The 25,752-nt window shown below is 74.1% G+C and carries 24 protein-coding genes; 10 read left to right on the top strand and 14 right to left on the bottom strand.

The annotated features are described in order from the left end of the window. Positions 1 to 171: 171 nt before the first annotated feature. Positions 172 to 696 carry a DUF4396 domain-containing protein gene (locus ACFVUY_RS39335; RefSeq protein ID WP_387736854.1) on the bottom strand — a complete coding sequence of 175 codons (525 nt, stop codon included), beginning with the start codon at positions 694 to 696 and terminating at the stop codon, positions 172 to 174. Positions 697 to 840: 144 nt separating this feature from the next. Between ACFVUY_RS39335 and ACFVUY_RS39330 the strand changes: the two genes are divergently transcribed. Both ACFVUY_RS39330 and ACFVUY_RS39325 read left to right on the top strand, forming a co-directional pair. Continuing rightward, on the top strand, positions 841 to 1,536 hold the full coding sequence (locus tag ACFVUY_RS39330) for a class I SAM-dependent methyltransferase (RefSeq protein WP_387736853.1): 696 nt from the start codon (positions 841 to 843) through the stop codon (positions 1,534 to 1,536). Between the two features lie 232 nt (positions 1,537 to 1,768). Beyond that, on the top strand, positions 1,769 to 2,611 hold the full coding sequence (locus ACFVUY_RS39325; RefSeq protein ID WP_380353153.1) for an undecaprenyl-diphosphate phosphatase: 843 nt from the start codon (positions 1,769 to 1,771) through the stop codon (positions 2,609 to 2,611). An 88-nt stretch (positions 2,612 to 2,699) separates the two neighbouring features. Here ACFVUY_RS39325 and ACFVUY_RS39320 read toward each other — a convergent pair whose 3' ends face one another. Further along, positions 2,700 to 4,211 carry a HEAT repeat domain-containing protein gene (locus ACFVUY_RS39320; protein ID WP_387736852.1) on the bottom strand — a complete coding sequence of 504 codons (1,512 nt, stop codon included), beginning with the start codon at positions 4,209 to 4,211 and terminating at the stop codon, positions 2,700 to 2,702. Between the two features lie 288 nt (positions 4,212 to 4,499). Here ACFVUY_RS39320 and ACFVUY_RS39315 point away from each other — a divergent pair, with 288 nt between their 5' ends. Beyond that, positions 4,500 to 5,069: a hypothetical protein gene (locus ACFVUY_RS39315; RefSeq protein ID WP_387736851.1), complete on the top strand. Its 570-nt coding sequence runs from the start codon at positions 4,500 to 4,502 to the stop codon at positions 5,067 to 5,069. Positions 5,070 to 5,130: 61 nt separating this feature from the next. On the opposite strand, the gene ACFVUY_RS39310 is transcribed toward ACFVUY_RS39315, so the two are convergent. After that, complete coding sequence (locus ACFVUY_RS39310) at positions 5,131 to 6,612, bottom strand: hypothetical protein (protein ID WP_387694434.1); 1,482 nt, start codon at positions 6,610 to 6,612, stop codon at positions 5,131 to 5,133. A gap of 741 nt (positions 6,613 to 7,353) precedes the next feature. Between ACFVUY_RS39310 and ACFVUY_RS39305 the strand changes: the two genes are divergently transcribed. Continuing rightward, the gene (locus ACFVUY_RS39305; RefSeq protein ID WP_387694460.1) at positions 7,354 to 8,364 is read left to right on the top strand and encodes an aminoglycoside phosphotransferase family protein; all 1,011 of its coding nucleotides are present in this window, start codon (positions 7,354 to 7,356) and stop codon (positions 8,362 to 8,364) included. Positions 8,365 to 8,582: 218 nt separating this feature from the next. On the opposite strand, the gene ACFVUY_RS39300 is transcribed toward ACFVUY_RS39305, so the two are convergent. From ACFVUY_RS39300 to ACFVUY_RS39285, 4 genes are all read right to left on the bottom strand, one after another. After that, positions 8,583 to 9,860, bottom strand: coding sequence for an acyl-CoA dehydrogenase family protein (locus ACFVUY_RS39300; protein ID WP_387736850.1), 1,278 nt, complete (start codon positions 9,858 to 9,860; stop codon positions 8,583 to 8,585). Positions 9,861 to 10,199: 339 nt separating this feature from the next. Beyond that, positions 10,200 to 10,283 (bottom strand): putative leader peptide, encoded by an 84-nt coding sequence (locus ACFVUY_RS39295; protein ID WP_350526312.1) that lies wholly within the window; start codon positions 10,281 to 10,283, stop codon positions 10,200 to 10,202. Positions 10,284 to 10,363: 80 nt separating this feature from the next. Beyond that, positions 10,364 to 10,858 (bottom strand): hypothetical protein, encoded by a 495-nt coding sequence (locus tag ACFVUY_RS39290; RefSeq protein ID WP_030058989.1) that lies wholly within the window; start codon positions 10,856 to 10,858, stop codon positions 10,364 to 10,366. Positions 10,859 to 11,592: 734 nt separating this feature from the next. Next, positions 11,593 to 11,820: a DUF397 domain-containing protein gene (locus tag ACFVUY_RS39285; protein WP_359914630.1), complete on the bottom strand. Its 228-nt coding sequence runs from the start codon at positions 11,818 to 11,820 to the stop codon at positions 11,593 to 11,595. A 387-nt stretch (positions 11,821 to 12,207) separates the two neighbouring features. On the opposite strand from ACFVUY_RS39285, the gene ACFVUY_RS39280 reads away from it, so the two are divergent. Beyond that, positions 12,208 to 12,747 (top strand): PTS-dependent dihydroxyacetone kinase phosphotransferase subunit DhaM, encoded by a 540-nt coding sequence (locus tag ACFVUY_RS39280; protein ID WP_387694432.1) that lies wholly within the window; start codon positions 12,208 to 12,210, stop codon positions 12,745 to 12,747. 138 nt (positions 12,748 to 12,885) lie between these two features. On the opposite strand, the gene ACFVUY_RS39275 is transcribed toward ACFVUY_RS39280, so the two are convergent. The 3 genes from ACFVUY_RS39275 to ACFVUY_RS39265 all read right to left on the bottom strand — a co-directional run bounded on the left by ACFVUY_RS39275 (position 12,886) and on the right by ACFVUY_RS39265 (position 14,445). Continuing rightward, the gene (locus tag ACFVUY_RS39275) at positions 12,886 to 13,374 is read right to left on the bottom strand and encodes an NUDIX domain-containing protein (protein ID WP_359914604.1); all 489 of its coding nucleotides are present in this window, start codon (positions 13,372 to 13,374) and stop codon (positions 12,886 to 12,888) included. A gap of 10 nt (positions 13,375 to 13,384) precedes the next feature. Next, entirely contained in the window at positions 13,385 to 13,936 is a 552-nt protein-coding gene (locus ACFVUY_RS39270) for a sugar transferase (protein ID WP_387694431.1), read from the bottom strand. Positions 13,937 to 14,220: 284 nt separating this feature from the next. Continuing rightward, positions 14,221 to 14,445 carry a hypothetical protein gene (locus tag ACFVUY_RS39265; RefSeq protein WP_359914598.1) on the bottom strand — a complete coding sequence of 75 codons (225 nt, stop codon included), beginning with the start codon at positions 14,443 to 14,445 and terminating at the stop codon, positions 14,221 to 14,223. A 417-nt stretch (positions 14,446 to 14,862) separates the two neighbouring features. Between ACFVUY_RS39265 and ACFVUY_RS39260 the strand changes: the two genes are divergently transcribed. After that, on the top strand, positions 14,863 to 16,128 hold the full coding sequence (locus ACFVUY_RS39260; RefSeq protein ID WP_387736849.1) for a polysaccharide deacetylase family protein: 1,266 nt from the start codon (positions 14,863 to 14,865) through the stop codon (positions 16,126 to 16,128). A 1,328-nt stretch (positions 16,129 to 17,456) separates the two neighbouring features. Here the strand turns inward: ACFVUY_RS39260 and ACFVUY_RS39255 are convergent. Further along, entirely contained in the window at positions 17,457 to 18,227 is a 771-nt protein-coding gene (locus ACFVUY_RS39255; protein ID WP_380353138.1) for a glutamate racemase, read from the bottom strand. An 18-nt stretch (positions 18,228 to 18,245) separates the two neighbouring features. Here ACFVUY_RS39255 and ACFVUY_RS39250 point away from each other — a divergent pair, with 18 nt between their 5' ends. Next, a complete protein-coding gene (locus tag ACFVUY_RS39250; RefSeq protein ID WP_387694429.1) occupies positions 18,246 to 19,433 on the top strand; it encodes a glycosyltransferase in 1,188 nt (395 codons plus the stop codon). A 56-nt stretch (positions 19,434 to 19,489) separates the two neighbouring features. Continuing rightward, positions 19,490 to 20,236 (top strand): SAM-dependent methyltransferase, encoded by a 747-nt coding sequence (locus tag ACFVUY_RS39245; protein ID WP_387736848.1) that lies wholly within the window; start codon positions 19,490 to 19,492, stop codon positions 20,234 to 20,236. Positions 20,237 to 20,377: 141 nt separating this feature from the next. Here the strand turns inward: ACFVUY_RS39245 and ACFVUY_RS39240 are convergent, their stop codons facing one another. The 3 genes from ACFVUY_RS39240 to ACFVUY_RS39230 form a co-directional block, all read right to left on the bottom strand. Further along, positions 20,378 to 21,253, bottom strand: a complete 876-nt coding sequence (locus ACFVUY_RS39240) for an alpha/beta fold hydrolase (protein ID WP_387736847.1) — start codon at positions 21,251 to 21,253, stop codon at positions 20,378 to 20,380. Between the two features lie 135 nt (positions 21,254 to 21,388). Continuing rightward, positions 21,389 to 22,063 carry a thiol:disulfide interchange protein DsbA/DsbL gene (locus tag ACFVUY_RS39235; protein WP_387736846.1) on the bottom strand — a complete coding sequence of 225 codons (675 nt, stop codon included), beginning with the start codon at positions 22,061 to 22,063 and terminating at the stop codon, positions 21,389 to 21,391. Between the two features lie 252 nt (positions 22,064 to 22,315). Beyond that, positions 22,316 to 23,611 carry a glycosyltransferase gene (locus tag ACFVUY_RS39230; protein WP_387736845.1) on the bottom strand — a complete coding sequence of 432 codons (1,296 nt, stop codon included), beginning with the start codon at positions 23,609 to 23,611 and terminating at the stop codon, positions 22,316 to 22,318. Positions 23,612 to 24,057: 446 nt separating this feature from the next. Here ACFVUY_RS39230 and mscL point away from each other — a divergent pair, with 446 nt between their 5' ends. Then, the gene (gene mscL / locus ACFVUY_RS39225; RefSeq protein ID WP_387694424.1) at positions 24,058 to 24,504 is read left to right on the top strand and encodes a large conductance mechanosensitive channel protein MscL; all 447 of its coding nucleotides are present in this window, start codon (positions 24,058 to 24,060) and stop codon (positions 24,502 to 24,504) included. Between the two features lie 439 nt (positions 24,505 to 24,943). Beyond that, positions 24,944 to 25,723 carry a DUF6643 family protein gene (locus ACFVUY_RS39220; protein WP_387736844.1) on the top strand — a complete coding sequence of 260 codons (780 nt, stop codon included), beginning with the start codon at positions 24,944 to 24,946 and terminating at the stop codon, positions 25,721 to 25,723. Positions 25,724 to 25,752 lie beyond the last annotated feature (29 nt).

Genomic DNA, 25,752 nt, shown 5'->3' with positions numbered 1-25,752 from the left:
GGGGGCGGCCGCTTCTTTTTTTAAAAACACACTGGGGCCCCCCCCGCCCCCCGGGGGGCCCCCCCCCCGCCGCCGCCGGGGTTGGGGCCCCCCCACCCGCCGCGCCCCGCGCCCCCCGTCTACGGGGGGGCCCGGGCCGCAGGCGAGAGGCTTCGATACCCCCGGTCGGTATCAGTGCCCGTGGTGGGCGTGCACCACGGCGTGGCCGCGCCCCCGGCCGATCATCCACTTGTTGACCGGGACGGTCAGTGCGAACGCCAGGGCCAGCGAACCCGCCAGCGCCACCCAGAACAACAGGTCGCCGAGGCCCGCGTCCATCGCCCCCGGGACGGTGACCATCACGGTGTTGTCGATCAGCTCCATCACCAGGATCGAGACGGTGTCGGCGGCCAGCGCGACCTTGACCGCGGCGCCGACGTCGAGGCCGGCCTTCAGCACGCCGCGCATGGTCAGCGCGTAACCGAAGACGAAGGCCAGCAGAATCGAGAGCACCACGGTCGCGCCGTTGTGCAGGCCGAAGGCGGTGCCGAGCACCATGCCCAGGATCTCGCCGATGGCGCACCCGGTGAGGCAGTGCAGGGTCGCCTGCGCGGCCGTCCGCCAGCCGGCTCCGCCACCGCCGTGGTCGTGCCCGTGCCCGTGGTGTCCGTGATGTCCGTGGTGATCATGGTGCTCGTGCTGCTCGGGGTGTGCCATGTCGTCCTCCACGCGCCCCGGCGCCCCGTTCGGCGCCGCTTCCCTCGCTCCGTCGCTGTCGAACATATACCCCCCTGGGGTATCTGACAATCCCGTTCCGACGCCCTCTTCCCCTGTGCACCCGTCCGTGTTCCGATGAAGGGCATGGCGGACGAACGACGCGCGGGTTACGACGGAACGGGTGAGGGCGCGATCAGCCCGGACGGCTGCGCCGTCGAGGTGTGGAGCCGGCTCCCCGCGGGCGACGCCCCGGACGTGATCGAGGCCGCGGTGCCGCCCGGCGCGCGCATCCTCGAACTCGGCTGCGGCGTCGGCCGGATGACGCACCCGCTGACCGACCGCGGCTTCGCCGTGACGGCCGTGGACGAGTCCCCCGACATGCTGGCCCGGGTCCGCGCGGACGTCCGCACGGTGCGCAGCCCGATCGAGGAGCTGGACCTCGGTGAGCGCTTCGACGTCGTCGTGCTCGCCTCCTTCCTGGTGCACGCCGGTGACGTGACGGTCCGCCGGGGCCTGCTGGAGACCTGCCGTCGCCACGTCACCGAGGACGGCTGCGTCCTGGTGCAGCGCGAGGGCGAGGACTGGCACCGGAACGTGCCGCGGGAGAGCGCCATCGGCCCGGACGGCCGGGCCCGGCTGGTCTCGGCCACGCCGGTCGGCGACGGCGTCAACTCCGTGCGCTTCGAGTACGTTTTCCCGGACGGCACCTGGACGCAGACCTTCCTGTCCCGCCCGCTCGGCACGGAGGCGTTCGAGCGGGCGCTCGCGGAGGCCGACCTGGTGGTCGAGCGCTACCTGACCGCGGACCGCACCTGGGTCCGGGCCCGGCCGGTGCTCTAGGCCCGACGCCGGGCGGGTTCCGGAGCGGCGGCGGGCTTGTGCGCAAAGCCGCGACAAAGGGTGAACAAAGAACCGTCACCTTCACCCCGTACCATCAGCCGCGCGCCGGGCTCGCGCGCGGCCCGCGGGCCGGGCGGGTCACGGCGGCCCCGCATGCCCTTCCGACCCGCAAGGACCCGCCCATGCCGCCCCTGCCCCACGCCCGACGGATATCCCCGGCGGGTGCCCGGTGATCGACTGGTTCCACGGGGCCGTCCTCGGCCTGATCCAGGGTCTCACCGAGTTCCTGCCGATCTCCTCCAGTGCCCACCTGCGGGTCTTCTCCGCCCTGTTGGGCTGGGACGACCCGGGCGCGGCCTTCACGGCCGTCACCCAGCTCGGCACCGAGACGGCGGTGCTGATCTACTTCCGCCGGGACATCGCCTCGATCATCAAGACCTGGTCGCTGTCCCTGTTCCGGCCGGCGCTGCGTTCGGACCCGGACGCGCGGATGGGCTGGTTCGTGATCATCGGCACCCTGCCGATCGGCATCCTGGGCAAGCTGTTCCAGGACACCATCGAGACCCACCTGCGCGACCTGCGGATCATCGGCACCACCCTGATCGTCTTCGGCCTGGTCCTGGCCTTCGCCGACCGCACCCGGGCCGTCCGCCACGCCCGTCCGATCACCGACCTCACGCTGCCGCACGCGGGTATCTACGGCTTCGCCCAGGCGCTGGCGCTGATCCCGGGCGTGTCCCGCTCCGGCGGCACGATCAGCGCGGGCCTGCTGCTCGGCTACAGCCGGGAGGCGGCCGCCCGCTACTCGTTCCTGCTCGCCATCCCGGCGGTGCTCGCCTCCGGGGCGCTGGAGCTGTTCAAGATCGGTGAGGGTCCGGCGCCGGCCTGGGGGCCGACCATCCTGGCCACCGTGATCGCCTTCGTGGTCGGCTACGCGGCGATCGCCTGGTTCCTGAAGTACATCTCCAGCCACAGCTTCATGCCGTTCGTGGTCTACCGGGTCCTGCTCGGCGTCCTGATCATCGGACTGGTCATCGGAGGCGTGCTGACCCCGGACGCGGGCGCGGTGAAGTAGAACCGGATTTCAGTACGAGGACCCGCGAAAACGAGTGGGCCGGGACACCGTGTCGGTGTCCCGGCCCACTGAACGTTGTGGGCCGACCCTAACGCCCGAACTCCCGGGCGGCGGTCAGCCGGCCGCGCACGGCGGCGTGGACCTCGGCCTCCTCGGCCGGGTCGGCGGCGAGCCTGCGCAACCGCTCCAGCACACGCGCGTCGCCCGTGGTGGCGACGTGGCGCGCGGCGAGCTCGCGCGTGGACTCCTCGCAGTCCCAGAGGCACTCGACGGCGGGCCCCTCGGGGAAGTGCACGTCGGTCGCGGCCAGCGCCTGGGCGGCGCGTCCGCGCAGCTCGGAGGAGGCGGCCTCGCCGTAGATGTGGCGCAGGACCGGCACGGCGTCGGCGGCGGCCAGCCGCCCCGCACCGTCCACCAGCGACCCGAGCCCGGTACCGCTGACCCCGCGCACGGAGATCCAGTGGCGCAGCCCGGCCACCACCAGCGGTGCGTCGGCCGGCTCCCCGGCGTCGGCGAGCAGCTGGACGGCGGCCTCGCCGAGCGCGCTGTCGGCGCCGCCGCTGGCCGGGTCGGCCCAGCGGCGGGCCTGGGCCAGCACCTCGGGGCCGCGCATCCGGCCGAGCAGTTCCAGCGCGGCCCGGACGATCCGGTCGTCCACGTCCGCGGCGGCGGCCTCGATGAGCCCGACGGCGGCCGGGTCGCGCTGCTCGACCAGGTGGCGCAGGGCGGCCCGGCGCGCGCCGGGCAGGCCGTCGCGCGCCGCTTCCAGCAGCAGCGGGCGGTCCTCGGGCCGGACCACGGCGGTCAGGCAGCGGGCGGCAGCGGCGGCGCGGCGGTCCACCGCGTCGGGGCCGGACGGCGCGTCGGTGCCGCGTGCGGGCTCCCCGCGGCCGTCGGGGCGGCCGAGGAACGCGCCGACCCCGAGGCCGCCGAGCTCGCCCTGGTCGGCCCAGGCCAGTACGTCGGCGGTGGACCAGCCGGGGGTGACGCCGCTGCGGTTGATCTGGCGTTGCCACAGGTCGAAGGGTGACTGCTCGCTGGCCGCGGCCACTCTGGGGTGGTAGGCCGCCCACAGCCGCCAGGGCCGGGGCTCGTACGCGTTGCGGATGAACTCGCGCAGCTCGGCGTCGCCCTCGGGGCCCGGCGCGAAGTGGTCCAGGACGGCGGTGCCGAGCAGCAGCAGGCCGCGGTCGTCGTCCCGCAGGGCGAGCTCGTCGAGGGCCCAGGACCAGTTGGCGCCGGTGGCGGCGTACTCGCGCAGCATCAGCAGCGCGTCGCGCCGGCCGTACGCGGCGAGGTGGCCCAGGACGGAAAGGGCGAGGCCGGTGCGGCTCTCGTCGTCGGTGACCAGGTCCTCGGCGGAGTGGAGGTGGTCCTCGATGCCTTCGAGGGGGGCTTCCAGGTCCATGTAGATGCGGGCGTAGTAGAGGGAGCGGCTCTCGACCTGCCAGTCGGCTCGCGGATCCCTGGTGACGCACTCCTCCAGCGCGGCGATGGCCTCGGCACGGTCGGCGGCCAGCGCGTGGAGCTGCCCGTCACCACGGCCTCGCTGAAGGAGGCCTAGGAGGCTGGCACTGGGTGCTATCACTGGCTCGAACATGAGGTCAGCATCCGTTGCGGCGGTCGGAGTGGCAACGGGATTTCCGTCGCCGGGGTCTCTGGTCGGTACTGCGGTGGGCGCCCGGGCGCCGGAATCACCGAAGGTTACCGCCTCGGGCCCCGGTCCGCACACAGGGCGACGAAGGCTCCGGCCACAGTGGCATATGCCAGAGGAATTTTGCCTGCGTTCTGTCCAAATCGCCCGCAAGGGTGACGACGCTGTGCGACAGTCTTCTCACTGTCCGAACGGCTCGCACCCCACGGGCCGTACCCGAGCGATGGGTTCGCCATGAACATGCCCTTAGGCGCCACCCGCCCGCCGGGAGCCGCCGCGGTGGACGGCGCCCCGACGGGCGGGACCGGCACGGTGCACGGCACCGCGGCGGACGCTCCCGGCACCGCGGGCGGAAACGGTGCCGGCGACGGCACGGGCGACGCCGGCAGCGGAACGGACGGCAGAGTGGACGGCACCACGCAGGAGCCGTCCGGCCGCTACCTGGACGACAACGGCGGCCACGGCGCAATCGACGAGGGTCTGCTCGGCTCAGCCGCATGGGACCTGCTCACCGACGGGATCCACTGGAGCCCGGAGACCTACCGCCTCCTCGGCTGCGACCCGGAGCACGGCCCGCTCAGCCTCGACCGGCTGCCCGACCGCCTCCCCGAAGCGGACCGGCCGCTGCTGCGGCGGATGATGACCGACGCCCTGGTGCACGGCCGCCACGCCGCCGGCACCCTGCGGGTCCGCCGCCCCTGCGGACGGCACGACGGCGTCGAGTGCGCGAGCGAGCCCGTCCTCGGCACGGACGGCACCGTGGTCGCCCTGCACATGCTGCTCCGCCCGGCCCCCCCGCTCTGACTCCGGCGGACGGACGCCCGCGCCCCCGGGGCGCACCCGCCGGGGGCCGCCCGGGAGCCCGTCAGGTCAGCCGCCGCCGGTTCTTGGCGTCCGCCGCCCGCAGCTCCCGGCCCAGTTCCTCCCGCAGCTCGTCCACCACCGCCAGCCCCCGGTACTGCGCGGTCAGCCGGTACATCTCCCGCAGCCGGTCCCAGGTCCGGTGCGAGGAGTTCTGGCCGATCAGGTTCAGCACCATCTTGGCCTGGAACTGCGCCGCGTCCGGCTCCCCGGTGATCAGATGCACCGACGCCAGGGTGATCCGGTCGAACAACGCCGAACGCAGCTGCCCGGTGCCCTCCCGCAGGGTGATCACCCGCTCCGCGTGCCGACGGGCCTCGTCGGCCGCCGCCGGGACGTGCTCGGACAGCGTGCGCAGCACCAGGGCCTGCATACCGCGCAGTTCGGCTTCGTCGAACACCTGCATCCACGAGGGCGGCGGCTCCGACGCCTCCTCGCCGAACAGGTCCTCGGCCTCCCCCAGCAGCCGGTAGGTGTCCTGGGAGTGCCCGATCGAGGCGTGCGCCCACGCCTCGACGGTATTGAGCATGGCGCGCGTTCTGGGCAGCAGCCGCCCGCCGGCCGCCTTGGCCGCCGACATCAGGTCGAGCGCGTCGTCGGCCCGGCCCAGGTGCACCATCTGCCGTGCAGCCCGGGAGATCGCCTCACCCGCCCGCGGCCGGTCGCCGGCCTCCTTGGCCGCGTCCGCCGCCATCATGAAGTACTTCTGGGCGGTGGGCTCCAGGCCCACGTCGTGCGACATCCAGCCCGCCAGCACCGCCAGGTTGGCCGCGACCAGCCACAGCCGCTGCTCGACCGCCGGTGCGTGCCGGTGCGTCAACAGCCCGCCGACCTCGTTCAGTTGGCCGACCACCGCCTTGCGCTGCAGGCCGCCGCCGCGGGCGGCGTCCCAGGCCCGGAACACCTGCACCGAGTGCTCCAGCGACTCCACCTCGTCGAACCCGACCGGGCCCGCGTCGTACACGTCCACCACCGGGTGCGCTCCGCTCCCGGTGACCACCTGTCGCGGCCCGGGGACGGACGCCGCGTACGCGACCGCGTCCCCTCCCAGCCAGCCCTTCAGCGAGTCGGCGATGACCGCCCCGGCCGTGAGCGCGGCTCCGGCGCCCACCAATCCACGTCGGTTCAGCATGAGGTCCATTCCCGTGAACTCGGTGAGGACCGCGGCTGTTCGATCCGGCGACCACGGGACTGCTCCGGACGTGTCCGCTCCGGACCTGGTGGGCCGGTGTCGTTCCAGACCGAGGTCCTCAGTGGTGACGACACGGCCGAGCCGCTCCGTGAACACGGCCGCCAGCACCCTCGGCACCGGATCGCGCGGGATCTCCCCCTGCTCGATCCAACGCCGTACCCTCGACGTGTCGGTGGACAGCTGCAGCTGACCCATCGCGGCACCCCGACGGTTGACCAGCCGCGCCAGCTCGCCCTTCGACCATCCGGTCAGGACGAACAGATCGGCCAGTCGGGTGTTGGGTTCCCTGCTCAATGAAGCCCCCAGGTTCCTCGGCTGATCCGAGGCTAGAGGCTCGGGCAAGTGCCGGGCGAGCATTCGCCACCGTTCGCCAGGGCCCGCCAGACTACTAAGCCAGTGCCCGACGGGTGTGTTGTAGGGGTGCGCCACCTCGCCCCCCGGGTCGGGCGGCGTCCCACCAGCGTCGGGGCTGTCCCCCGACGGTGGCGCGGGACGCTCCCGGTCCTCACCCGAGGGGGTGGCGCGGCCGGGTGGCGCGGGAGCGCCGGGCACGGCCACGGCAGTCCGGCCGACCGCATTCCCCAGGGTGCGGACGGCCGGAGCACCGCCGAACAGGGGTTCCTGACCCCGCGTCCGTGCCCGGCGCCCGCGCACCACCCCCCGCACGGCACGACGCACCGCACCACCCGACGTACCGCACCACCCGCAGGGCCGCCGTCACGCCAGGAAGCACACGGCACCGGCCCTCCCCCGCCCCCGCGGGGCAACACCCGCCGACGGACCGGAAGGGACCACCCTCAGCCCATGTACTCCTCAGCGACGACCCCCACGCCCACCGCGACCCGCCCCGCGCTGCGCCCCCCCGCCGCAGCCGCCGGCCGCACCGGCCCGAGGGCGGTGCCCCCGGCGAGCCGTCCGGCGGCCCCGCGCGGCGCGGAGGGCCGGGCCACGGACACCCGGGTCGTCCCGACCGGCCGCACGGCGCTGGGCCCCACCGGCCGTACCGCGCTGGGGCTGCGCGCCCCCGAGACCGCCATGCCGGCCGGTGGCCGGATGCCGCTGGCCCGGCAGGCCGACGGCCAGGTGCTGCGGGCCCGGCGGCCCGGCCAGCCCGGCGGCGGCCCCGAGCGGATCGATCCCTCGGCACTCCAGACCCCGGCGGTCCGGGCGGCGCTCGCCAGTGTCGCGCGGATATGTCCCGCGTTCACCCCGCGCCAGGTCCTGCGCGAGGGCAGCCGCCACATCCTGGTGGCGGGCACCATCGGGCGGGCTCCGGTGGTCGCCAAGTGCCTGGCGCCGCAGGCGGTGCGGAGTGAGTACTTCGAGCAGCTGGTGGCCGACTTCCACCACGAGGTCGCGGTCTACCGGGCGTTCGTCCGGCACCGCCCGCCGGTGCGGCTGCCCCGGCTGGTGGCGGCCGACCACGACCGGTGCGTGCTGGTCATGGAGCGCATCCCCGGGCGCCCGGCCGCCCGCGAGCGCCACCCGGTCAACGCGCCCACCCCGGGCGAGGTGCGGGCGCTGCTCACCGCGGTCCGCACGCTGAACCTGTGGCGGCCGCCGACCGACGTCTTCCAGCCGCGCCTGGACTACCAGTTGGAGATCGCCCGCTACCACTCGGTGGGCCAGCTCACCGACCGGGACGCCGGCGACCTGCGCGGCCTGCTGCACGGCCTCGGCCACACCCCGCTCCAGCTCTGCCACGGCGACGCCCTGCTCAGCAACATGCTGCTGGCGCCGTCCGGCCCGGTGCTGGTCGACTGGGAGCAGGCCGGCTGGTACCTGCCCGGCTACGACCTGGCAGTGCTCTGGAGCGTCCTGTCCGGGGACACCGCGGCACGCCGCCAGATCAGCCAACTCGCCCAGAACGGCGGCACGATGGCCCGGGACGCGTTCCTGGTGAACCTGGTGCTGGTGCTCATGCGGGAGATCCGGCTGTACGACGTGCCGGGCGCCGGCGAGGAGCAGCGGATCATGATCCGCCGGCTCTACGACGACGCGGCGCTCGCCCGCCGCGCCGTCCGCGCCGCGGTCGGGACCCGCTGAGCCACGGGGGTCAGAGGTCCGCCGCCCTGCCCGCCGCGCCCTGCCCGTCCCGCCGCGCCCTGCCCGTCCCGCCGCGCCCTGCCCTGCTCGCCCCGCTGGTCGGCGCGGGCGGGGCGCGGCGGTGGGGTCCGGGCATCGCCGGGCGGAGGTCGGGGGCCTCTCCCGGCCGCCGGGCCGGGGCACCTCGTGGCCCCGGGAACGACCGCCGGGCCCGGGCGCTACGGCCGGGTGCCCCGTTCCAGCGCGGCCCGTCCGACGGCCTCCAGGACGGTCTCGTCGGCGGCCAGGTGCACCCGGCTGCTGAGCACGTCCCGCAGGTAGCGCTCCAGCGGGTGACGCCGGCTCAGGCCGGGGTTGCCGGTGAGGGCGACGGCCTGCTGAACCACCGCCGTCGCGGCCCGGGTCGCCAGCAGGTGGGCCGGACCGGTCCGGGCGACCGCCTCCGGCTCGCCCCGGTCCACCCGGGAGGCCAGCCCCTCGACCAATTCCTCGGCACCGATCAGCTGGGCCTCGATCTCGCCGAGGGCGGTCCGGTAGCGCGGCAGGGTGCCGAGCGGCTCGGTCAGGTTGGCCGGAGTGCGCTGGTTGAGGAAACGGATCAGCCAGGCCTCGGCGGCCCGGGCGACGCCGATCGCCACCGCCGAGAGGGCCAGGTCGTGCCAGGCCAGGGAGAGTTCGGCCTCGGCGTCGACGCCCTGACGGGCCGTCCGGCGGCCGGTGGTCAGGCCGAGCGCTAGGTCGGCCGGCACCCGGACCCCGTCCAGTACGACATCGTGGCTGGCGCTGGCCCGCAGGCCGAGCTGGTCCCAGGTCGGGTCGATCTCCAGACCCTCGCTCTCGCCGCGGACCAGGAAGGTGCCGACCCTCGGCTCCTCCTCGTCGGTCCGCGCGGTGACCGCCATCCAGGCGAGCGCCTCGGCGCCGGTGCAGTACGTCTTCCGGCCCGTCAGCAGCCAGCCGTCGCCGTCCCGTCGGGCGACCGTGGCGGGCAGCTCGCCCACGACGGCCCCGGGCTCCGCCCGCAGGGTGTTGATCAGTACCGGGCCGCGCCGGGACTCGGTGAGCAGCCGCCGGTAGCCGGCCGTCGGCCAGTCGGCGCGGCGGGCCTGCTCGGCGTGCCGGAGCAGGGTGAAGGCGGTGACCACGGCCACCGAGGCGTCGCCGCGGCCGAGTTGGGACAGCACCCGGACGGTGTCGGCGAGCGTTCCGCCCGGACCGCCGTACCGCGTGGAGACGGTGAGGGTGAGCAGCCCGGCCTCGTGGACCGCCTCGATGCCCTGGTAGGGGAAGGTCGCGTCGCGGTCGTGCTCCTCGGCGCGGGCGGCCAGCAGGTCGACCACCCGGGGCAGCCCGGCGAGCGCGGCCTCGATCCCGGTGCGGTCGGGCCCGGGGTCGGTGGCGGCGGACGCGGAAGCAGCGCGCGCGGTGGCGGAGGCGGAACGCACCGGGCCGGCGGAGGCGGGCCCGGCGGACGCGGAGCCGGCAGCGGCGGGCATGGAACCGGCGGAAGCGGCGGAACCGGCGGGTGTGGAACCGGTGGATTCGAGATGGCCGGAATCGGACCGGTCGGAATCCGCCGTTCGCGGAGCGGTCCGGGAGCGGCGTCCGGCGAGAGCGTCCTCGGACGCACGATCGACGGTCGAACGGTTGACGGTGCGGGTCGTCATGATGCGGTGCCTCCGGGCGGCAGCGTGGGCTCGGCGAATGCGGGCGGCACGCCGTACGGGCGCGCGGTACCGACTGGCGGCCCCGGAGGCCGGCTCACGGCCCGCCCCCTGGTGTCGGCGCCGACCGGACACCGGTCGACCGCCCGCCGCCGGGGGACGAATCCCCCCTCAGCGGCCCGGACACGCCGCGCTGGCGGTGCGCCGCAGATCCAGATGCCTGCGACGGGTCAGCAGCGGGAGACGGCACGGCATGTTCGCGACTGTACGAACCGTTGATCGATACCGTCAAGCAGCGTCCGCCCCCCGGGCGGGACCGACCGGCCCCGCCGGGATCAGCCCTGCTGGAACATGTCCGCGGGGAGCGGCTTCAGCAGCTGATACAGGTCGTCCGAAATCGGTCGGTCCCAGGACGCGATGGTGACCAGGACGCCGTCGCTGCGGCCGAACTGGGCGCAGAACACGCGTTCCTCGCTGACCTTGACCTTCTTCACGATCAGCAGGTCGTCCCCGAGCATCACCGGGAAGTCCTCGGCCGAGACGAACTCGACCGGCTCGTCGTTCTCCAGCGCCGCGAGCAGCTGCCGCACCTCGAAGGGCACGTCGTCGCCGGTCTCCCTGGCGGGCGAACCCTCGGGGAGGTTGCCGATGAACATCGCCGGGCCTCTGCCGCCGAACAGGTCGTAGCGCAGGAAAATCCCCTGGCAGGAGCCGTCCGGGCCGGTCATCATGGCCGCACCGAAGTCACCGGGCCAGTCACCCGGGTCCATCGCGAGCACGTCGAAGTCCGGGCCGGCGGGCTGTCCGGAGCGACGGCGGAGAAAAGACATGGGAACATCGTACGTGTCCGGCAGACCACGCTCGCGAGGTGGGTCGGGCGCCGCCGGGGGACGAGCGGGAGATCGACGCTCAGAGACCAATGTTGACTCTGAGCAACCGTCCGGGCTACGTTCGGTTCAGCACGACAGCCGTTCTGGGTTTCACCCTTCGGGGGGACGGCATGTCGCAACGCGGCCCTACACGCGTTTCCCTCACTGTGCACTTGTCGTGCCGAACCGCCGAGCACCCAGCTTCGTCGTCGCACACAGCACGAACACACAAGCCAACAGTTCCATGCATCACAAGCCAGATCCGCGGGGCCCCGGCCCGTCGCTCCCGTGGATCTGCTCGGGACGCCGCCGCGTGGGGGCGTGCGGGTCCCGAGCATCGGTGCCGTCATCCGAGTCGCTCTCGGCGTCGGCGCCAACCTCCCGGCGACTGCCGGCCCCTCATGGGGCCGGGACCGGCCGACGCACCCCGGTGCGCAGGGGATGACTGGGAGGATGGCCTGGCAGTACTGCCGGGCCGCACAGCAGGCGCCGTGTCTGGCCGCGTGGGGGCGGTGGGCACGGCGTCTGCCCGTGCTCATACTCTGAGCTGCGTTTGTCTAACAGTCAACAGAAATTCTGACGGGGCACGCTCAATGGATCATCACTTGTGATGTTCGGACCCGAAAGATCGTCTGCGGAGCGGACCCCCGTCGATCGGGGGTCCGCTCCCGCTGTGAACCGCCCGGCGCGCCGCCTCAGGTGAGGTCGAACTCGCCGTCCCGGGCGCCGAGCACGAAGGCCCGCCACTCGCCCGGCGTGAAGACCAGGACCGGCCCGTCCTCCTGACGGCCGTCCCGCATCCCGATGTAGCCGTCCACGAAGGCGATCTGCACGTCCCCGACGCCCTGACTGCTGCACAGCCACTCCGCCCCGGTGAAGTCCACCCTGGGCTTCCCGTTCGGCGCCAACTCCGGCCGCGCCACGCCGGCCTCCGTATTCGTCCCGCTGCTGGATCCCACTGACCGATCTCCTCCCGACGGCGTTCCGGAGCCAGCCTAGCCACACCGCCCGGCCCCGGTCAGCGGGTTGACGAGGACTCCTCCGGGCGGGGACGGACACCGCCGGAGGACGGGTCGAGGCGTGTCCCGACCGGCGGGGGCGGCGGGCAGCTGCCAGAGTGCTGCCAGGGCGCCGCCCCACCGCCCTGCCGGCCCGCGCCACTCGAACGATTCAGCCACCGATCCGGACGCCGATCCGTTCACCGGCCCCGCCCAACGATCCATCCACCGGTCCACCCAGCGACCCGCCCGCTGACCCGCCCAACGATCCATCCACCGATCCACCCAACGATCCGCTCAAGGGAGCAGCCGATGAGCCGCCGGGACGGCACCCGCGCCGACGTCATCCCCATCTCCGACGCCCCCTCGGCCCACCCCCCGGCACCCCGTACGCCCCCCTCGCCCGCCTCGGTGCCCCGGCCGACCCCCGCCCGGCCCGCCGTGCACGGGAGGGTCGGGATCGTCCTGGTCTCGCACAGCCAGGAACTGGCCACCGCCGTACGTTCCCTCGCACTCGCGTTGACCGGATCCGACTCCCCCGCGCCGGTCGCCGCCACCGGGGGCGACCCGTCGGACGGACCGGGCATCAGCGCCGTCCTGGTGGCTGCCGCGACCCGACGGGTGGACCAGGGCCACGGCGTGGTGGTGCTCGCCGACCTGGGCGGGGCGGTCACCACCGTCCGCGCGCTGCTGTCCGACGCGGACGAGCACGGACTGCCGTTCCCCGTCAGGTTCGCCAACGCCCCGTTCGTCGAGGGCGCGGTGGCCGCCACCGCGACGGCCACGGCCGGCGGGGACCTGGCCGCGGTGCTGGACGCGGCGGAGGAGGCCTACCGGCAGTACAAGGGCTGACCTCGCCCGGGCGAGGCCCGGTGGGGCGGGCGGGCGCGGCACGCTCGGCGGCCGTCCCTGGTGCGGCGGGCGCGGCACGCGCGGCGGGCGTGGCGGGCGCCCCGGCCGCGACGGGCACGGCCGGTGGGCCGCTCGGGCTCAGGGGCGTTCCTTGCCCTCCCAGGTGAAGACCGCCGGCCCCTCGCACTCCAGCGCGTGGCGCAGCCGTTCGTGCTCGGTCTCGATCATCGGCGGCAGCTCGTCCAGCCCGAACCAGCCGACGTCCAGCGACTCGTCGTCGTTCACCCGCGCCTCGCCGCCGACCGCGCGGCAGCGGAAAGTCAGCACCAGGTACTGCGTCACATCGCCGTTCGGGTACGTGACCTGCGGCGAGACCGTGACGGAGGCGAGCAGCTCGGGCACGACCACCACCCCGGTCTCCTCCTCGCACTCGCGCACCACGCCGTCGGCGGGCTGCTCGCCCGGGTCGAGGATGCCGCCGACCGGCGCCCACCGGCCGTCGTCGGCCCGGCGGGCCAGCAGCACCCGGTCGCGGTCGTCCAGCACGACGGCGACGACGGCGCTGAGCCAGAGCGGACGGGTACCCACGATGGCGCGGAGTTCGGCGAGGAAAGGGGGAATGGCCATGAACCGCAGCCTATCGGGGCGGTTCCGGGGCGACCCGGTGCGCCCGGCCGGTGTCGGGCCGCAGCAGGGCGAGCACGGTGAGCCCGAGGATGTGCAGGTCGAGCCCGAGCGAGCGGTGCTCGACGTACCAGAGGTCGAGTTCGGCCCACTCGGGACGGCTGAGCGGGCGGGGCGTCCGGCCCCGGTCCAGGGCGTGCAGTTGGGCCCAGCCGGTGAGGCCGGGCCGCACCGCGAGGCGGCCGCGCTCCCGGCGGGAGTAGCCCACGACCTGGACGGGGCTGGCCGGCCGGGGACCGATCACCCCCATTTCGCCGCGCACCACGTTCCACAGCCGGGGCAGCTCGTCCAGGCCGGTGCGGCGCAACAGGGTGGTGAGCCGGCCGTCCCCGCCGGTCCGGAAGCGCAGGATCTGGAACTCGTGGCCGTGCCGTCCGGTCCGCGTCCGCCGCTGGAGCACCGGGCCGTCGGCGGAGCAGCGGAGCAGAACGGCGATCAGCAGGGCCAGCGGCAGCGCGACGATCGCGGCCAGGGCGGCGACGGCGAGGTCGCCGGCGCGTCTCATGAGGCGGCCACGGCACGATCCGGTCTGCCGCCCATCGCTCCCCCTCCGCGGCGCTTCGAGTCGAGCCGGAAGAACGCATTCACAGTAGACGCGGGATGAAGCCGTTGTCCGGAAATGGTGAAAGAAGGGGACCCAAGATTGTCCGACTGGACGATATTCAGTCGGTCTGACCAATTTCGCTCGATCTGCCGTTTCGAAATGCCGAGAGCGATCGACATAACGGGTGGGGGCGACGCCCGGACGGAACCCGCCTGCCACGCGGCCGGCACCCCGGCCGGGAGCCGTCAGAGCACGGCGCGGCGACGGTCGCGGAACACGCCGAAGGCGATCCGGCCCAGCAGCAGGACGCCGGCGGCCAGACAGCCGGCCACCGCCATCGCCCAGGCCGGCCCGTCACTGTCCGGCACGAACACGGCCACGGCGATGCCGAGCACCAGGCAGGCCAGGCCCACCACGGCCAGCGGGAGCTGGTGGGTGACCAGCGCTCCGCCACTGCACGCGCGAGCCATTCGGGAGGCCCCGTGGAGATGGAAGGGGTCACGGTCCGCATCTGCCATGAGCCCAAGGTACCCCGGGGCGGGGCGAGTGGCAGCCCGCAGGGAGTGAAGGGTCGAACACCCTCCGCTACCGGAGAATCCGGGCTGGTCAGGAGCTCACCGAGATCGCCGCGAGGTGTGTCCGAGACGTCGGCGCGGGCATTCCGGCTCCACAATCAGTCCACGAAAAATCCTCGTCCCCCCGGTACAACCATCGGTCCGGTACAGCGGTCTCAATGGCATTGAGTGATCCAGGAGCCGTTCGAGGGTGGGCGTGAACCCCCACCGAGAACAGGAATATCCAGGAGCGGAGCCGCCGCCCCTGGAGTCGGAGGCCGGGCTCCGTCCTCCGGCGGTACCGCCACGCCGCTCGGCGAACGAGGGGGAACCGTGCCGCAGTCCCAGTCCAGTACATCGATCTCCACGGCCCGCGCCCGGCCGGCACCCGGCCCGCGCGCGCTGCCCCCGCCCACCGGACGGCCCGCCGACCGGCGCGACATCGGCCGGCCCGCCGACCGCCCGGCCACCGACCGTCTGCACGGCGGGCTGCTCCACGGCGAACTCCTGCACAGTGAGCTTCTGCGCAGTGAGCTCCTTCACGGCGACCATCGACACAGCGAGCCTCGGCATCGCGAACCTCGGCCCGGCGGGCACCGGGATGCCGGACACCGGGACGGCGGGGGCCGTCACGGCGGGCATCGGGACGGCGGGGGCCGTCACCGGGCGGCCGGCGGCACGGAACAGCAGGACGCTCGGGGCGAATGGCTGCGGTTCGCCCCCGTCCAGCCGCTGTTCCGGGCCCTGGCCGCCCAGCGACTTGCCGTGCTCGCGTACCACGGGGTGACCGACCACCACTCCTTCGGCGCCCAGCTCGACCGGCTCCAACGGCTCGCGACACCCGTCTCGCTCGGCGCGGTCCTCCAGGCCGTCACCGAGCGGCGGCCGCTACCGCCCAGGAGCGTCCTGGTCACCTTCGACGACGCCGACCGGAGCGTGCTCACCCACGCCCTGCCGGCCCTCGACGCCCGGGGCATTCCGGCCACCGCGTTCGTCATCTCGGAGCTCATCGGCACCGAGCGGCCGTTCTGGTGGCACGAGGCCGACTTCCTGGCCCGGCACGGGGGCCGGGCCCGCTCGCTCGACTGCGGACACCCGTCCCAACTGCTCCGGCGACTCAAGGCCATGCCGGACCCGGACCGCCGGCGCAGCCTGCACGAGCTGCGGGTCAGCGCCGACCGCCGGCCGCCCCGCCAGGAGCAGCTGACCCCGGCCGACCTGCTCGCCCTGCGGGACGGGGGCGTCGCCATCGGCAACCACACCCAGGGGCACCCGTGCCTCGGGCGCTGCGACGACGACACCGTGCGCACCGAGATCACCGGCGCCCACGAGGCCCTCACCCGCTGGCTGGGCGAACCACCGATCGCCTTCGCCTACCCGGACGGCGGCCACGACGTCCGTGCTGAAACCGTTCTGCAGGAGCTCGGCTACCGCCTCGGCTTCCTCTCCGACCACCGCCTGGGCCCCCGGCTCCCCTCCCATCCCCTCCAGATCAGCCGCCTCCAGGTCGACTCCACCACCAGCACCCGCCGCTTCGACACCATCCTGTCCGGCCTGGAACCCGCCTACCGCCGCTGGCGCCGTCAAGCCGTCGCCTAACGGGGCAGTAGGCCCCACCTGCGCGCAGGAAGTCGGCGCGGCCGACTTCCTGCGCGAGCCGCATCAGAAGTGCCATCCAGGCACGGCCGCCGCACCCCGCCCGGCCTCCCGCAATCCCCGCACCAGAAAATCGGCCGCGCCGACTTTTCGATTCCAAGATCATGTGAGCGACGAGCCGGTCCGGGCCGTCACCCCCGCGCGAGAAGTCGACCAGATCGACTTCTCGCGCACTCACCCGGCCGAAGCCGCGCGCCCCAGGAATGCCGATCCCGCCAACTTCCCGCACGCCCAAAGATGGCCCCGCGCCAAAATCCGGCCAGCCCGACTCCCCCACACCCCACCGCGCCCGACACCCCACGCACGACCCGATTCTATGCGCGTAGAGGCCGCCCGAAGCCGGCCCCGCGCACAGCAGCTCGGCATGAGAAGTCGGCCATATCGACTTCCCGTGCACCGGGAGGGCCTCGGCTGGCGATCAGAAGCCCTCAAGCCGCCCGGCAGCGGAGCCGCAGCCACCGCGGCACCGCGCAGGAAGTCGGCCCGGTCGACTTCCTGCGCAGCAGGGGCCCCGGGCGGGCAACCAGCAGGCCGCACAACTACGAGGCCGCGAAGCCGAGGCACCCGAACACGGCACAGGAAGTCGACCAGATCGACCTCCCGCGCGCCGGCTGCGCCCACAGGAGCCGGAAGGACCAGCCTTCAACGCGGCAGATGGAGCGAGCTCGGCATGAGAAGTCGGCCCGGTCGACTTCCTGCGCACGGCAGATCCACGCACCAAAGCCCTCCGGCCTGCGGCCGGCCATGCTGGGAGAGGTGAAGCCCACCCAAGCGAAACACCGCGTGAGAAGTCGGCCGAATCGACTTCTCACGCACCAGGCGCGCTCGGGTGGGCGATCAACAAGCCTCGGGGCGGTGAGGCGACGGAGCCGTGGCACCCGGACACGGAGCGAGAAGGCGACCAGATCGACCTCCCGCGCGCCAGGAATCGGGAGAAGTCGACTCTATGCGCGTAGATCCATGTAGGGGCGGGGCCCGGCAGGTCGGGGCGGGTGCCGCCGCGCGAGAAGTCGGAGGGGTCGACTTTCGGTGCGCCGGCGGGATGTGGTGCGCGGTGGTGGTGTCCGGGCGTGGTGCCGGGACGTCGAGGCGGGTCGTGCGTGAGAAGTCGGCCGAGTCGACTTCTCACGCACCGGACCCGCTCGGGTGGGCGATCGGCAAGCCTCGGGGCGGCGGAGCCGGGGAGCCCGAGCGCGGAGCAGGAAGTCGACCGGATCGACTTCCTGCGCGCGCTGCGGCGGTCGGTCGGGGCGGCCGGCTTCCGTCCGGGGTCAGCCGATGAGGGTGGCGAGGGCGTTGCCCTGGGGGTAGAGGGCGGCGACCGGGGGGAGGTTGGCGGGGGCGCCGGCGTGGAGGACGGTGAGGGTGCCGCCGCCCGTCCGGGTGGGGTCGGCGACGCGGCGGAGGGCCTGGGCGGCCACGGCGTCGGCGGAGCCGTGCAGGGTGAGCCCCGGCGAGGCGGTCGGGGCGACGGCGGCGCGGATGCGGTCGTCGACGAGTTCGTAGTGGGTGCAGCCGAGCACGATGACGTCGGTCCCGACCGGCGTCCGGGCGGCGGCGTCCGCGATGGCGGCGGTGATGGCCTCGTCGTCGCCGTGCTCGACCGCGTCCGCGAGGCCCGGGCAGGCGACCTCGGTGACGTCCGCCGAACCGCCGAAGTCACGGATCAGCCCGCGCTGGTAGTCGCTGCCGGTGGTGGCCGGGGTGGCCCAGATGGCGACCCGGCCGCCCTGTGCGGCAGCGGGCTTGATCGCCGGGACGGTGCCGATCACCGGAAGCCCGGGCTCCAGCTCGGCCCGCAAGGTGGCGAGCGCGTGCACGGAGGCGGTGTTGCAGGCGATCACCAGCGCATCGGGTTCGAGCGCGGCGGCGGCCCGGCAGCAGCCGAGGGCCAGCTCCGTGACCTCTTCCGGCGTACGCGGCCCCCACGGCATCGAGGCCGGGTTGGAAGAGAGCACCAGATCCACGTCCGGGCGCAGCTTCCGAAGGGCGGCGGCGGCGGCCAGCAGGCCGATTCCGGAGTCCATCAGTGCGATCTTCACGGGTCAAGACTTTAGTCGATGCGCTCGTCCGGCCCGGTTCTGCGGCAGACTGCCGGGGTGACCGTCCTGCTGTGGATCGCCGCGTTCTCCCTGCTGGTCTGGCTCTGGCTGGCGTGCTGCCACGGTTCGTTCTGGCGCACGGACGTACGGCTGCCGCCGCGTCGCCCACCGGTCCGCTGGCCGCAGGTGGCGGTCGTGGTGCCGGCCCGGGACGAGGCCCCGGTGCTCCCGGCGAGCCTGCCGACGCTGCTCGCGCAGAAGTATCCGGGGCGGGCCCGGGTGTTCCTGGTGGACGACCACAGTTCGGACGGCACCGGTGCCCTGGCGGCGGAACTGCGGACGATCGACGGGCTGGAGCTGACCGTCACCACCCCTCCCCCGCTGCCGCCGGGCTGGACCGGCAAGCTGTGGGCGCTGCGGCACGGCGTGGCGCTGGCCGGGCCGGACGTCGAGTACCTGCTGCTGACGGACGCCGACATCGCGCACGGCCCGGATTCGCTGGCCGAGCTGGTGGCCGCCGCCGAGAGCAACGGGCTGGACCTGGTGTCGCAGATGGCCCGGCTGCGGGTGGAGACCGGCTGGGAGCGGCTGATCGTGCCGGCCTTCGTGTACTTCTTCGCCCAGCTTTACCCGTTCCGCCGGAGCAACCGCCCCGGTGCCCGGACGGCGGCCGCTGCCGGCGGCTGCTCGCTGGTGCGGCGCGAGGCGCTGGAGCGGGCGGGCGGGGTGGCGGCGATCCGCGGCGCGGTGATCGACGACGTGTCGCTGGCCCGGGCGGTGAAGTCCGCCGGTGGCCGGACCTGGCTGGGCCTGGCCGACGACGTGGACAGCGTGCGCCCGTACCCGCGGCTGGAGCAGCTGTGGCGGATGGTCTCCCGCAGCGCCTACGCCCAGCTCAGGCACTCGCCCGTGCTGCTGCTCGGGACGGTGCTGGGGCTGGCGCTGGTCTATCTGGTGCCGCCGGTGGCGACGGTGGCCGGGCTGGTGGGCGGGGTGCCGCCGGTGGCGGCCGCGGGCGGGGCGGCGTGGGCGCTGATGGCGGGCACGTACCTGCCGATGGTCCGGTACTACGGGCAGCCGGCCGCGGCCGTGCTGCTGTTGCCGTTCACCGCGGGGCTGTACCTGCTGATGACGGTCGACTCGGCGGTGCGGCACTGGCGCGGCCGGGGCGCCGCGTGGAAGGGCCGGACGTACCCCCGAACCTGAGAGGTCCCTGTGCCGAACCCGCTGCGCGGTGGGCCGACCCGTTCCATACTGCTCGGATGGACCGTCAGCAGATCTCCCGCCTCGCCCATGCCCGCCACCCGGTCGCGGCCCCGCTGGCGGACGAGTCGGTGGCCCGGTTGCTGGATCGCGCCACGGCCGGGACGGAGCGGGGCCGGGCCCTGGACCTGGGCTGCGGCGAGGGCGTCTGGCTGCTCCGGACGCTGGCCGCCCACCCGGGCTGGCGGGCGGTGGGCGTGGATCTGGACGCGGCCGCGCTGACCCGGGCCCGGGAGACCGCGACCGCGCTCGGCGTGGTCCGCCGGATCGGCCTGCACCACGTGGACGTACGGGAGTTCACCTCGCGGGAGCCGTTCGACCTGGTGCTGTGCGTCGGCGCCACCCACGCGTTCGGCGGTCTGCTGCCGACGCTCGCCGCAGCCCGCGAACTCCTGGCCCCGGGCGGCCGGTTGCTGGTCGGCGAAGGGTTCTGGCAGCGCGAGCCGTCGCAGCCGGCACTGGACGGGCTGGGCGCCGCCCGGGAGGACTTCGCCGATCTGGCGACGACCACCGACCGGGTCCTCGCGGACGGCTGGTCGCCGGTGTTCGGTCACGTCAGTTCCGAACACGAGTGGGACGACTACGAGTTCTCCTGGACGGGCTCGCTGGCCGAGTGGGCACTGGATCACCCGGACCACCCGGACGCCACGGCCGCCCGCGAGGCCGCGAACCGGCACCGCACCGAGTGGCTGCACGGCTACCGGGGGACGCTCGGCTTCGTCACGTACCTGCTGCGCCGCGACTGACGCCTGACGGCTGACGGCTGACGGCTGACGCAACTGAAGTGACCGGAGCGACCGGAGCGACCGCGACGGCCGAAGCCGCGGAAGCCTCCGGCCCCGTTGGAGCGTTCGGAGCGGCCGGGTTCCCGCCGCCCGGGCGATCGGCTACTTCGGGATCCGCGCGAGGAAGTCGTCGATCAGCGGGGCGATTTCGGGCAGCTTCTCCTCCAGGGCGAAGTGCCCGGTGTCGAACAGGTGCAGCTCGGCCCCGGGCAGGTCGCGCAGGTAGGCGCGGGCGCCGGCCTCGGTGAAGAACGGATCGCCCAGGCCCCAGAGCACCAGAGCGGGCGGCTGGTCGGCGCGCAGCCAGGCCTGCCAGGCGGGGTAGAGCTCGACGTTGGAGAAGTAGTCGAGGGCGAGTTCGACCTGGATGTCCTTGCGGCCGGGCAGGTCGAGGAAGTGCTGGTCGAGCGTCCAGCCGTCGGGGGCGATCAGGCTCGGGTCGCCCGTGCCGCCCTCGTACTGGTCGCGGGTGACGTCCAGGGTGAGGATCGAGCGGGCGGCCTGCTCGGCGCCCGGCACGCCGCGCTTGTTGGCGATGAACTCCCGCGCCTGGCCGGAGAGTCCCTCCTCGTAGGCGTTGCCGTTCTGGATCACCAGGCCGGTGATCCACTCCGGGTGCCGGGTGGCCAGGCGCAGGCCGACGGGGGCGCCGAAGTCGAAGACGTACAGCGCGAAGCGGTCCAGGCCGAGGGCGAGGCAGAACCCCTCGATCACCTCGGCGAGGCTGTCGAAGCGGTACGTGAAGGTGCCGGGCGCGGGGCTGTCGCTGTGGCCGAAGCCGGGGTAGTCGGGGGCTATCAGGCGGTAGCGGGTGCCGAGCGCGTCGAGCAGCCGGGCGTACTGGTGGGAGGACGACGGGAAGCCGTGCAGCAGCAGGAGCACGGGCGCGTCGGCCGGGCCGGTTTCGCGGTAGAAGACGCGCAGGCCGTCGACGTCGACGTGGCGGTGGTGGACGTGCGGGATCGTCAGCTCGCTCATGTTAACCATTAAACAGCATCTGAACGGTTAGACAAGCCGAACGGTCGGACAAGGTCCTTGTCCGGCAAACCACTTGCCGGGCAAGGCACATGTGCGAGCTGATCCGATGTCACCGACGTGGCCGGGAGGGCCGGCTCAGTGGCGGTGCTGCCGCTCCTGCTGCACCAGGTGGTCGAGCACCTCGGGCATCGCCTCGACCCCGCCGGCCTGGGTCGGCGAGGTGCGGTACTCGCCCTGGACGACGACCGTCGGCAGCTCGTTGATGCCGTAGCGGGTGAAGGCGGCGGCGGCCTCGTCGACCGACCGGCCCACCGCGGCCGAGCGGTAGGCCCGGCCGAACGCCTGGGCGTCGACGCCGTTGCGCACGGCCCAGTCGGTGGCGGTGGCCTCGGTGGTGAGGTCGAGGCCCTCGTTGTGCACGGCGCGGAACACGCTGCTCTGAAGGCGGCCGACCAGGCCGAGCCGGTCCAGCGTGTAGTACAGCCGGGCGTGGCCGCGTTGCACGGCCTCGTCCTGACTGCCGGGCCAGACGGCCGGGACGCGGCGCAGCACGACATCGGCGCGGTGCTTCTCCGCCCAGGCCTGCAAAGGCTGTTCGAGCGCCTGGGAGTGGCCGCAGTCGTACCAGAAGAATTCGACCGCCTCGGTCCGGGCGCTCACGCGCACCGGTTGCGGATGGTCGAGTTCGACGAACTTGACACCCTCGGCAGGGGGTTGGTGGGACATCGCGCCGGCCTGGACGGGGGACGCGGCAATCCCGACGGCGACGGCGAGCAGGACGGTGGACCGCAGCAGCGACTTCGAGTTCACACCGGGCAGTGTGCTGGCGACGGTTCACTACCGGCCGGTTGCTGCGGCGCAGGCAGGGCCGGATTCGCTCGATCGGCGCACCCGGGCCCGAGCCTGTTGACGGGACGGACCACCCGACAGGGCCAGCAGAACCGACGTGCTCGGCGGGCCCACGGGACCGGGATGCGCGGCGGGCCCACGGGACCGGGATGCGCGGCGGGCCCACGGGACCGGGATGCGCGGCGGGCCCACGGGACCGGGATGCGCGGCGGGTCAGCCGGCGGCCTCCGGGCCCGCCGTCCACACCTCGGCGACCAGGTGCTGCCAGGCGTCCACGACGGCACCCAGCTCGAAGTGCTCCAGCGCGTGCGCCCGGGCCGCCGCCCCCAGGCCCGCCCGGTTGACCGCCAGCACCTTGCCCAGCGCCTCGGCGAGGGCGAGCGGGTCCCCGGGGGCGACCAGCGCGCCGGTCGCACCGTCCCGGACCACCTCGCGCACCCAGCCGACGTCAGTGGCCACGGCGGGCACCCCGGCCAGCGCCGCCTCGATCAGCGCGCCGGGCACGCCCTCGCTGTCACTGGTCAGCAGCAGCGCGTCGGCGGCGCGGTAGAGCGGGGCCGGGTCGGACAGCGGGCCGAGGAAGTGGGCGCGGGCGGCGGCCGGGTGGCGAGCCAGCGCCTCGCGCAGCGGCCCGTCCCCGGCGACGGCGAGCCGGACGTCGGGCAGCCGGTCGAGCACGTCGAGGGCGAGGTCGAGCCGCTTCTCCGGAGCTATCGCCCCGATCCAGGCGACCAGCAGCACGTCGGCCGGCAGGCCCAGCGCGTGCCGCGCGGCCCGCCGGTCGTCCCGGCCGTCGGCGGGCGGATAGCTTTCGGCCGCACGGGAGTTGGGGATCACGTGAACCTTGCCCTCGGGCAGCCGGAACTGTTCCTCCAGAACGACGCGCGCCTCCTCGGTGAGGGTGGTGACGGCGGCCGCGCGATGCATCAGCGCGCCGCCGCGCACCCGGCGCAGCCGGTTGGCGGTCCAGTAGCGCGGGTGGCCGACCGAGACGTAGACGAAGGGCGTACGGGTCCCGGCCAGGGCGAGGGCGCAGGCGGCCAGGGTGTCCGAGCCGTGGGCGAGCACCACGTCGGCGGCGCGCGCGGCGGCGCGCAGCGCCCGCAGGGTGCTCGGGTGCAGCCGCCCGGGGCCCAGCACGGCGGCGGAGCGCAACCCGGAGGCGGCGGAGCAGTCCACGGAGGCCCGGCCTGCGGAGTCGGGGCCCCGGTCGGCGGAGTCGGGGGCCCGGCCGGCGGCGTCAGGTGCCCGGCCCGCGGAGTCGGAACCCCCGCCCCCGGAGCCGGAGTCGGGACCCGGATCCGCGCAGTCCCGCCTCGACTCGACGGGGCAGGGGTGGACGGCCGGATGCGGGGCGAGGGCGCACAGCGCGGAGGACTGCCCCCGACGGCCCAGTTCCCGGTGGAGGTCACGGGCGAAGTTCTGTGCGCCGCCACGGCGTGAGTCGCTGATCAGATGCAGGACACGCGGACGGTTTCCGGCCGGATCGGCCGACAAATGGTCGGGCATGGACCGACCTTGGCACAGTGCTCCGTCCGGTACATCCCCTTCGCGCAACCTGATGGTGGCCCATCCGCCCGCACTTGTACACCCGATGTGCGCCACGGGGCCGCCGTCGTGCGCCGGATGCGACCACTGTGCGCCCCGCCTCGCCCCCTGCCGCGCTCCGGTTCACCCCGTCGCGCCGGGTCGGCGCCGTCCCGGCTCGGCGCGTGCCGGTGTCACATGCGCTTTCGAGCAGCGCGGTCGAGCCGGATGTTCGGCCGCCGAAAGGCCGGTACGCGGAGCGCCCCCACCCCGCCCGGCCGGTCGGGGCCGGGCCCCGCGGCGGTTACCCGATTCGGGTGAACGCGGTTGGACCTCGACCCGGGCCGCTCGGCAGGATGTCCGGCCGGGGGCGGCACCCGCCGTGCCGCCCCATCTCCCCCTTCCTCGTACGGATTTGGAGTCACCCGGTGTTCAAGGGATTCCGCAGCTTCCTGCTGCGCGGAAACGTGGTGGACCTCGCGGTCGGCATCGTGATCGGCGCGGCCTTCACCGCGGTCGTCACCGGGTTCGTCAGCGCCTTCCTCACCCCGCTGGTCGGCGTCGCGACCGGTGCCGTCGGCGACTTCACCCAGAAGACCTTCGACGTGGCCGGCACCCGGTTCCCGTACGGCCTCTTCGTCAACGCGGTCATCGGGTTCGTGCTGACCGCGGCCGTCATCTACTTCGCCGTGGTGCTGCCGGTCGGCAAGCTCCAGGCCCGCTTCGAATCGGCCAGGCCCGCGCCGGCCTCGAAGGTGGACTGCCCGGAGTGCCTGAGCCCGATCCCGGCCGCCGCGACCCGGTGCTCCTTCTGCACCTCCGAGGTCGGCAAGCCGGCCCTGCCCGCGCAGGCCCAGGCGCTGCAGTCGCACTGACCGCCGCGGCCGCGCCGGCACCCGTCCGGCACCGGGCCGGAATCGGGAAGCCCCGGGCCAACGGCGCAGGTCACGGGCAGGTCGCAGGCCTGAATCGAACGCCCGGAGAACTGACGGGAATTTTATTCCCGAAACATTCACGAGCCTCCGCCGCCCCCACGGCGGGGGCTCGAATGCGCCCGCGCACGCCCTGTCCGGAAAAAGTTTCTCCGCAGGGCCCCCGACCGTCCACCGGCCGGTCACCACAAGGCCTTCCGGCGACTCCGTCCGGCGACCGTTCGAGCACTGACGGGGCGCCAAGGTTGTCCGGAACCGGACGCCGGAATGTCCGTCTTTCCTACTTTCGAAACCTTTGTGCGAGCGAAGACTGTGTAAACACTCGAACTGCTCCCCCTCCCGCTCTCCTCAGCAGGCGCGTTGTGGGCTTACCGTATGGCCCATGACCTCGCCCCGCTCCTACGACGGAGTCGGCTACCCCTCTCCGTCCTTCTCCTCCGGCACGCCGATCTACGACAGCCTCGTGGCTGAGCGCGGCGTCCCCCAGATCGCGCCCATCAACGTGCCGGCCGCCCTGCCGCCGGCACTGTCGTCCGGTTACGGATCCGGCCCCGGCCAGTCCTACGAGAACCGCTACGGCAACGGGTACGAGAACGCCGGCAGCAACCTCCCCGCGCTGCCGCCCGCCCGCCTCGCCCTGGGCCCCGGCCCGAGCAGCGGTCCCTCCGCCGGCCCCGCCACGGCGTACATCCCCGCGCAGCCCGCGCCGGCGTACGCCGCTCCCCAGCCGCCGGTCCCCGGCTACGGCTCCCCCCAGCCGTACCAGCGACCGCAGCCCGGCGCCCCCGCCTTCGCCCAGGCCACCGGCGGCGGTTACCAGCCGACCGGCGGCCAGAGCTTCGGCGGCCAGAACACCTTCATCGGCGCCCAGGGCGGTCAGCAGACCTTCGGCGCGCAGCAGCCCGGCGGCCAGGGCGGTTTCGGCCAGGGCCAGCCGGCCGGTCCGCAGAGCTTCGGCGGCCAGCAGTCCTTCGGCGGGCCGAGCGCCGGCGGCCCCGGCCTCCAGGGCCAGGGCGGCGACCAGGCCTTCGGCGGCGCCCAGCTGCGCCCGGCCATGGCGCCGGTCGCGCCGGTCCGCCCGATGCAGCCGCAGCGCCCGGGCCCGTACGGCGAGCCCGGCCAGTTCCAGGGCGGCTACCAGCCGCAGGGCCAGGGCTACTGAGCCACTGCCGCCCCGAGGCCGTCCCCCAC

Origin of the sequence: Kitasatospora sp. NPDC058063 (assembly GCF_042885395.1) — a bacterium.
Taxonomy (GTDB): Bacteria; Actinomycetota; Actinomycetes; order Streptomycetales; family Streptomycetaceae; genus Kitasatospora; species Kitasatospora lactacystinica.
Note: the sequence above shows the minus strand (reverse complement) of the source record. Positions and strands in the feature narration are given on the sequence as shown.